The sequence below is a fragment of the Rhodococcus chondri genome, assembly GCF_036327435.1.
Taxonomy (GTDB): domain Bacteria; phylum Actinomycetota; class Actinomycetes; order Mycobacteriales; family Mycobacteriaceae; genus Rhodococcus; species Rhodococcus chondri.
Genome location: NZ_JAUZMZ010000206.1, coordinates 1 through 7,684 on the forward strand (window position 1 = coordinate 1; position 7,684 = coordinate 7,684).

Consider the following 7,684-nt stretch of genomic DNA (forward strand, 5'->3'; position numbering starts at 1 on the left):
AGAGCGCGGACCGACCTTCCGTACACGGAATCGGCTCCGGTCAGGCTGTGCTCGGGCGAGGCTCGAACTTGATCCGTAGTTCCGGGATGCTCCGGGTGTACAGGCCCTGTTCCTGAGGTGTGAAACCGTCCTGATATTCGATGGAGTCCATCGTGTCGAGGATCAGGTTCAAAGCGATCGTCATCTCGGTCTTGGCAAGCAGCGATCCGACACAGAAGTGCCGGCCGAGAATGAACTGAACGTGGTTCGCAGCACCGCTGAAAGCTCGGTCCACATTGAGATCCTCGCGGAAGATGTCGAACCGGTCGGGGTCGGAGAAATGCCGTTCGTCGCGGTTCGCCGCTGCCAGCATCATGATGCATGTCGATCCCGAAGGAATTACGGTGTCGTCGATCTGCACCTCGTCCTCGGTCTGACGCATGATCATGTGTACCGGTCCCGAGTGCCTCAGCGTCTCCGCGATGACCCGGTCGGCCAATGTGCGATCCGCGCGGACCGCCTGCATCTGGTCGGGATGATCGATGAGGTTGCGGATCATGCTCGTGATCGCCTTGTCGGTTGTTTCACCGCCGGCAACCAGCAGGAGACTGACGAACGCCTTGATCTCTTCGTCGGACATCCGCTCGCCGTCGACTTCTGCTCGGCACAGGCGCGAGAGCAGGTCGTCCCCGTCCCCGGAACGTCGTTCCCCGATGATGGGAAGCATGTAGTCCCGTAGCTCATCATGGGTGCGTTGTGCTGCGGCGGTGATGGCGGGATCGCCGGCGAGGTTGTTCAGGTGCGCCATGATCGAGAAGTACCAGCGGCGGAACCGCTCGTGATCGCTCTTCGGGAGGCCGAGCATATCGACCATGACGTTGATGGGGAAGCGGCTCGTGAAGTCGGAGACCAGTTCGGTTTCACCGCGCCCGGTCACTTCGCCGAGAAGGTCGTCCGCCGTGGCGGCGACGATGCGTTCGACGAGTTCAGCCGCATTGTGGGTGATGACGGGCATGAACTTCTCGAGCCCGTTTCCGCGGAAGAACGGGTTGAGCAGCGAACGGTGTGTGGAGTGTTCGGTGCCCTCCATCTGCAGGATGGTGCGTCCGTGGATCGGTTCGAGTTGCCATTCGTAATTGCGACTCGAGAATTTCGGGCTACGGAACGCTTCGGCGCAGTCCTGATAGCGGCTGATCAGGTAGCTGTCGGTGCCCTCGTGATGCATGGCCGGGAAATGGTCGCGCAGCACCCGGTAGTGGGGGTACGGATCCCCGAGGAACTCGGGGGAGAGAATGTCGGGAGCGGTCGGGCGGGGTTCTACTGCGGTCACGCGATCTCCTCGAATCGAGTGGGCGGTGCGGAGGCAGCGGAAGACGTCAGTGTGAGCCACTGCACTTCGACTGCAGACTGTGCTCTATATCACGTAATGAGTGCTAACTATAATTATGAATGTCTCGTTGTCAATACTTTTGTCTGCGCCACGCCGCCGGAAGAGCGGGGTCTGTGGCGCACGACAAAGAGGGTGCCGTTCCGGTGGAACGGCATCCTGCTCCGAGGGGCCGGATCGACCGCCCTCGCCTGTGCTTTCGAATCAGTTGCGTGGCAACGTATTCAGGAACTCCTTGGTGGCATCGTCGCGGTAGACGTACTCCTGGTAGTGATCGACCAGCCCGCGCGTGTCGGCGTAGAAGAACCTGCCTCCTTCGCCGAAGGAGCCGTCGACCTCGACGGTGACGCCCCGCTTGCGGTAGTCGGACAACACCTGCTCGTACTCCTCGATCGAGTCGAGACGGCTGCAGATGTGATGGAACCGGAGTGCGTACTCGGTGGGGTCGGCCGGGAGGTGCCGGCGGTACAAGTCGACTTCGCCGGACACCGGCTGGATGATCTCGAACTGCATGTCACCGACATACGCCAGTGCTACGTCGATCACGACCTCTCCGCCCTCGGCAGTGGACAGGGTGAACCCGTCGAAGATCGCGATGTTCTCTATGCCCTGTCCCTCCTGGAACTGCTTCACCGCCTGCCGAACGTCTGTTGTAACCCAAGCCAATTGCATGATGTTCTTGAACATTCGAAGCCTTCCTGCTTGCCGATTCTTCAAGTGAGGTCCGGCGGTACGCCGAGTGGCGGGACCGGTTGCCCGCTCCCGCCACTCGGTGACGACGTCAGAAGAACCGCTTGACGACCTTCGCAGTCGGCGCGACGTCCATGTCCGAGCGGACGTAGAGCGCGTCTATGACCCGCTTGACCGGCAGGGTATGCCACGGATCGAGGTCGGATTCCACGCCGAACGAAATCGAGCCGCGGCCGGACCATGCCTGCTTCGGTGTCACGTGGCAGGAGTTGAGCACCAGATCCGCGAGCGACGGGTCGCCGCCCTCGGGGTTGGGGATGACCCGTAATCCCATCGGCTTCATGTCGTAGGGCTCGAGGTCTACGGGTCGTTCCGGCTTCATCTGCACGGTGCAGATTCGGGTTCCCTTGGGGCGCTCCACGATGCCCTGCATGACTTCGCTTTCCTGCTGCCATTCGATGTGACCGAGTTTCTTCGGATTGCCCCAGATCTCACGGCCCGCAGCCAGCGCGGACTCCTGGTTGAGCAGAATCCGGACAGGGTAGATGCACGGCTCGCCTTCCCATGTGCAGTCGAGGAACTGGTAGGCCTCCTCGTATGCACCGAAGGTGGTGAACGGCATCTTGGCGATGACGATCCGGACGGTTGCCGGCAGGGTGAGCTCGAAGCCCGCTGCTTCCGGCAGAATATCGAGCGCGGCGTTCTCGTCCGTCTCGTAGGAAACCGTGATGGTCTCCATATCGCGGTAGTAGACAGGCGGTTTCGGGTACAGCGGTTCGTCCACCGGCATCGTATAGCCGAACTTTTCGCGGGTGAGTCTTCCTTGCTTTGCCATGGTTGCTCCGAGCGTCGAGGTGAGCGATCAGCGTGCGTAGACCGGGACGGTTGTTCCTGCAGGGACGATCTTCTTGTCGAACTGGACTCGTTCGATCAGCGCGGTGTCGCAGAACTCCACCATCGAAGCGATCTTGCCGTCGCGGACCGTTACGATCCAGCAGTACTGATTGTTGTAAGCGACGCCGTTGCGCCCCATGCCATCCGACCGGCAGAACACCACGACCCGGTCGTCCTCGAGCGACAGCACATCCTCGACCTCGAGGGGTTTGATGCCGTATTCCTGACTCAGCCCCTGGACCGACGGGCCTTCGCGTTCTTCACCGCGGAAGTTGGCTCCCAGGAAGTCGTTCTGGATGGATTCGAGTCCGTGGTAGGTGCCGGAGATCGGCGTGGAGCCGATCAGGGTCCAGGTGGCGTCGGGGTGGAAGTACTTGACGAACGCCCCGTTGACCTCGTCGGCATCGCCGCGGGTAGCTGCGAGCCAGTCCTGGACGACCTGCTTTTCTTTGGATCCCATGGTTGCTGCACTCCGTGTTCTCCGCGGCAGAGGTGTTGCGGCGGGTGTGGTGACAGGATTGTCACGCGGACGGATCCGTTTACGACGGATCGGCATAGGAGATGCCTGCTCATGGGCGGGGTGATCGGATCGGATTCGCCGTCCGCGGCGGTCGGGACTATCCGGAATCCCGACACTGTGACGGTCATCACTGTAGCAGAGATGTGTTGGGAAGCAACAGAAACGGGCGTCGCCTTCCTGCAGCGACGCCCGTTTCGGGGATGTGTACCTACTCCGGAGACTTGGACGGACCCAGGGTGCGCAACGCGGCGAGGAAGCGCTCGGGGATCGTGGCTTTGGTGCCGTCGGAGTTGCGGACTGCGAACGTCATCTTGCCGTGCGCTACCAGCTCGTCGCCCCGCTCGAAGTCGAATCCGAGGACGTATGAGGTGTTGCCGACACGGTCGAGCACGATGGTGCAGGTGAGTTCGTCGAACACCTTGCAGCTGGTGATGTATCGGCATTCGGATTTCAGGCCGACGGTGTAGACGCCGACGGTGTCGAGCAGGGTGTGACTGTCGAGCCCGAACGAGTGCAGCCACACGCTGTAGGTGCGTTCCATCCACGGGTAGTTGATCGCGAAGTACGAGATGCCGACCGCATCGCAGTCACCGTAGGACAACTGAAACCGTTGCTGGGTAACGGGAATCGTGGTCATGGTCTGATCCCCCATCACGGGTGCCCACCGTCGACGGTGATGATCGATCCCGTCGTGAAGCTCGATGCGTTGCTCGCGAGGTAGAGCGCGGCGCCGACGATCTCATCGGGCTGTCCGCCACGCTTGGCCGCGAAACTCTGCGCGCGTTTGCCGAACGCGTCCATGTCCCAGGAGTTGCTCACGTCCGTGAGGAAGGTGCCGGCCATGATGGCGTTGCTGCGGACCGTCGGGCCGAACGCGTGGGCCATCCCGATGGTGACGGCGTTGAGGCCGGCCTTCGCGGCGGCGTAGGGGAGGATGTCGGGTCGCGGGTGCACTGATCCGGCGCTCGAAATGTTGATGATGGATCCGCCATCGCCTTCGGCCATCCGCTTCCCTACCAGTGCGGCGAGTCGGAACGGACCCTTGAGATTGACGCCGATCACTTTGTCGAAGAGGGTCTCGCTGACCGTGTCGAGGCTGTCGTACAGCGGCGACATCCCGGCATTGTTGATGAGGACGTCGACCTTTCCGAAGTGCGCATACGCTGCGTCGACGAGTTCTTCGATTGACTCCCATCGGCCCACGTGGAACGAGTGCGCGAGAGTCTTGCGTCCGGTCTCGGCGGTGATCTCGTCCGCGGTCGCCTGGCAGGAGGCCAGGTCACGGCTGGCGATCACGACATCGCACCCCGCGCGGGCGAGTCCGAATGCCATGGCGCGGCCCAGCCCGCGGCTGCCGCCGGTGACGATCGCTACGCGGTCGGTCAGGTCGAATGCCCGAGTCGGGTCGAATTCCGGGCGGGACTGTCCGGTTGATGCTTCGGCCATCTTCTTCCTCCACTGGTTTCGGTTGACTGGCCCTAATTCCTTGTTATTGTGATCATAGATTAGCGGAAAGTGACCCAGTTCACGAACCGATCGGACAACGCGCCTCCTCACGTCCCGCTTCCAGCCCGACGGCAGGCCGCATCGCCAGAAGGAGTACAGAGTGAGCAACGACCAACAGGATCTCTTCGCCCTGCCGCAGCGATACCTCGATCTGCAGGCCGCAGCACGCGAGCTCGCTGCCGACTGCGCCGATATCGCCGCCCGAGCCGACGAATCGGACAGTTTCGACCCGGACGTGCGAAAGCGCCTGGTGGCCTCGCAGCTCACGGAAGTCGTCGTCCCGGCGGCTTACGGCGGCCGCTTCGAGAAGGTCGACTCGCTGGCGGTGACGATCGTGCGTGAAGCCCTCGCCGGGGAGTCCGCGCACCTCGATTCGATGTTCGCCATGCAGGGCATCGGTAGCTACTGCATCAGCGTCGGTGGATCCGAGGAACTCAAGCAGGAATGGCTGCCCAAGGTCGCGCGCCTCGACGCCGTGGCCGCGCTGGGCCTGACCGAGCCCGACGTAGGTTCGGACTTGAAGGCACTGTCGACCACCATCGTCGAACGCGACGGCAAGCTGATCGTCAACGGGCACAAGTCCTTCATCACCAACGGCGGCGACGCCGACTTCTACAGCATCCTCGGACGCGAAGGCGACGGTTACTCGCTCGTGCTCGTTCCCGCGGACGCTCCGGGCCTGCGCACCGAACGCCCACACCAGATCATCGCCCCCCACGTGCTGTCGGACGTCATCCTCGACAACGTCGAGATTCCGATCGGCAACCGGATCGGTGAACCAGGCAAGGGTTTCGCTCTCGTGCTCGCGACCCTCGCGACCTTCCGTGTCTCCGTCGCCGGTGCCGCGGTCGGGCTCGCCCAGGCCGCCCTCGACGAGGCCGTGGCCCACGCCAAGACCCGCGAAGGCTTCGGTGTGACGCTCGCCCGCCTCGGCTCGGTGCCGGAACACCTCGCGAAGTGCTGGACCGACATCGAGATGGCCCGGTCGCTGACCTACCGCGCGGCGGCAGCGTCTGCCCGCGACGCGCGCGCGAACCTGCACCTGTCGTCGATGGCCAAGGTTGCGGCTACCGAGGTCGCGGCGAGCGTCGTCGACCGTTCGGTCCAGATCATGGGCCGTTTCGGACTCGTGCGCGGAGGAAAACTCGAGCGCCTCTACCGGGAGGCCCGACCCATGCGCATCTACGAAGGATCGACCGAGGTGATCTTCGATTCCCTCGCCAAGCAACTCGTCCGAGATGCCGGCTAGGCACCGAACCGGACCGGGAGGCAAAGCATGACGAACGTCAACAGCACCAAACTGGAGCGGGTGGTCATTCGGTTCGCCGGAGACTCGGGTGACGGAATGCAGCTGACCGGTGACCGGTTCACCGCGGAAGCGGCAATATTCGGCAACGACCTGGCAACCCAGCCGAACTTCCCCGCGGAGATTCGTGCACCCCAGGGCACGCTGCCCGGCGTGTCGTCGTTCCAGATCCAGATCGCCGACCACGACATTCTCACGGCAGGTGACCGTCCCGACGTGCTCGTCGCGATGAACCCCGCCGCGCTCAAGTCCAACGTCGCGGATCTGCCGCGAGGCGGCACGGTCATCGTGAACACAGACGAATTCACCAAGAGGAACCTGAGCAAGGTCGGGTACACCTCGAACCCGCTCGAGGACGGCAGCCTGTCGGATCTGGTGGTCCATCAGGTCCCGATGTCGTCGCTGTCCGCCGGTGCGGTCGAGCCCGTTGGGCTCAGCCGTAAGGACGGTGATCGGTCGAAGAATATGTTCGCGCTGGGCCTGCTGTCGTGGATGTACAACCGGCCGGTCTCCGGAATCGAGGAATTCCTGCGGACGAAGTTCGCGAAGAAACCGCAAGTCGCGCAAGGTAACCTGCTTGCCTTCCAAGCCGGATGGAACTACGGCGAGACCACCGAGACCTTCGCAACCACCTACGAGGTCGCGAAGGCCGATCTGCCGGCCGGAACGTACCGTCAGATCTCCGGAAATACGGCGCTGGCCTACGGACTGGTCGCGGCGCAGCAGTTGTCGGGCCTCGAACTCTTCCTCGGGACGTACCCGATCACGCCGGCCTCCGACATCCTGCACGAATTGACCAAGCACCGGCGCTTCGGCGTGACAACGTTCCAAGCGGAAGACGAGATAGCCGCCGTCGGGTCCGCGATCGGGGCTTCCATCGGTGGTGCGCTGGGCGTGACCAGTACGTCCGGCCCCGGCCTGGCACTCAAGAGCGAGGGCATCGGCCTGGCCGTCATGACCGAGATCCCCCTCGTCGTCATCGATGTGCAGCGTGGCGGACCGTCCACGGGTCTGCCCACGAAGACCGAGCAGGCCGACCTGCTGCAGGCACTGCACGGCCGCAACGGCGAATCTCCGGTCGCGGTGATCGCACCGTCCTCACCGGCCGACTGCTTCGACGCCGCTGTCGAGGCCGCGCGTATCGCGGTGACCTATCGGACACCGGTCCTGCTCCTGTCGGACGGAGCCATCGCGAACGGCTCGGAGCCATGGCGGATTCCGTCCGTCGATCGGCTCGCACCGATCGACCCCGCTTTCGAGCCGGCGCCGGCTGATGATGCTGCGCCGTTCCGTCCGTACGCGCGTGACCGTGAGACGCTCGCGCGGCCCATGGCGATCCCCGGCACGCCGGGGCTCGAGCACCGCATCGGCGGTATCGAGAAGGCCGACGGCAGCGGCAATA

Annotated in this window: 8 protein-coding genes; 2 read left to right on the forward strand and 6 right to left on the reverse strand. The window is 63.4% G+C overall.

Features of this window, described 5'->3' with window-relative positions:
* Positions 1 to 40: 40 nt before the first annotated feature.
* From Q8814_RS22940 to Q8814_RS22965, 6 genes are all read right to left on the reverse strand, one after another.
* Entirely contained in the window at positions 41 to 1,309 is a 1,269-nt protein-coding gene (locus tag Q8814_RS22940) for a cytochrome P450 (RefSeq protein ID WP_330154280.1), read from the reverse strand.
* 261 nt (positions 1,310 to 1,570) lie between these two features.
* On the reverse strand, positions 1,571 to 2,053 hold the full coding sequence (locus Q8814_RS22945; RefSeq protein WP_330154281.1) for a VOC family protein: 483 nt from the start codon (positions 2,051 to 2,053) through the stop codon (positions 1,571 to 1,573).
* A 94-nt stretch (positions 2,054 to 2,147) separates the two neighbouring features.
* Positions 2,148 to 2,891 (reverse strand): acetoacetate decarboxylase family protein, encoded by a 744-nt coding sequence (locus Q8814_RS22950; RefSeq protein WP_330154282.1) that lies wholly within the window; start codon positions 2,889 to 2,891, stop codon positions 2,148 to 2,150.
* A gap of 27 nt (positions 2,892 to 2,918) precedes the next feature.
* Positions 2,919 to 3,410 (reverse strand): nuclear transport factor 2 family protein, encoded by a 492-nt coding sequence (locus Q8814_RS22955; protein WP_330154283.1) that lies wholly within the window; start codon positions 3,408 to 3,410, stop codon positions 2,919 to 2,921.
* A 268-nt stretch (positions 3,411 to 3,678) separates the two neighbouring features.
* Positions 3,679 to 4,107, reverse strand: coding sequence for an acyl-CoA thioesterase (locus Q8814_RS22960; RefSeq protein ID WP_330154284.1), 429 nt, complete (start codon positions 4,105 to 4,107; stop codon positions 3,679 to 3,681).
* Between the two features lie 14 nt (positions 4,108 to 4,121).
* Positions 4,122 to 4,916, reverse strand: coding sequence for an SDR family NAD(P)-dependent oxidoreductase (locus Q8814_RS22965; RefSeq protein WP_330154285.1), 795 nt, complete (start codon positions 4,914 to 4,916; stop codon positions 4,122 to 4,124).
* 160 nt (positions 4,917 to 5,076) lie between these two features.
* On the opposite strand from Q8814_RS22965, the gene Q8814_RS22970 reads away from it, so the two are divergent.
* Positions 5,077 to 6,225, forward strand: coding sequence for an acyl-CoA dehydrogenase family protein (locus Q8814_RS22970; RefSeq protein ID WP_330154286.1), 1,149 nt, complete (start codon positions 5,077 to 5,079; stop codon positions 6,223 to 6,225).
* A gap of 27 nt (positions 6,226 to 6,252) precedes the next feature.
* Positions 6,253 to 7,684 (forward strand): 2-oxoacid:acceptor oxidoreductase subunit alpha (locus Q8814_RS22975; RefSeq protein WP_330154287.1); only part of this gene is annotated, 1,432 nt, incomplete at its 3' end.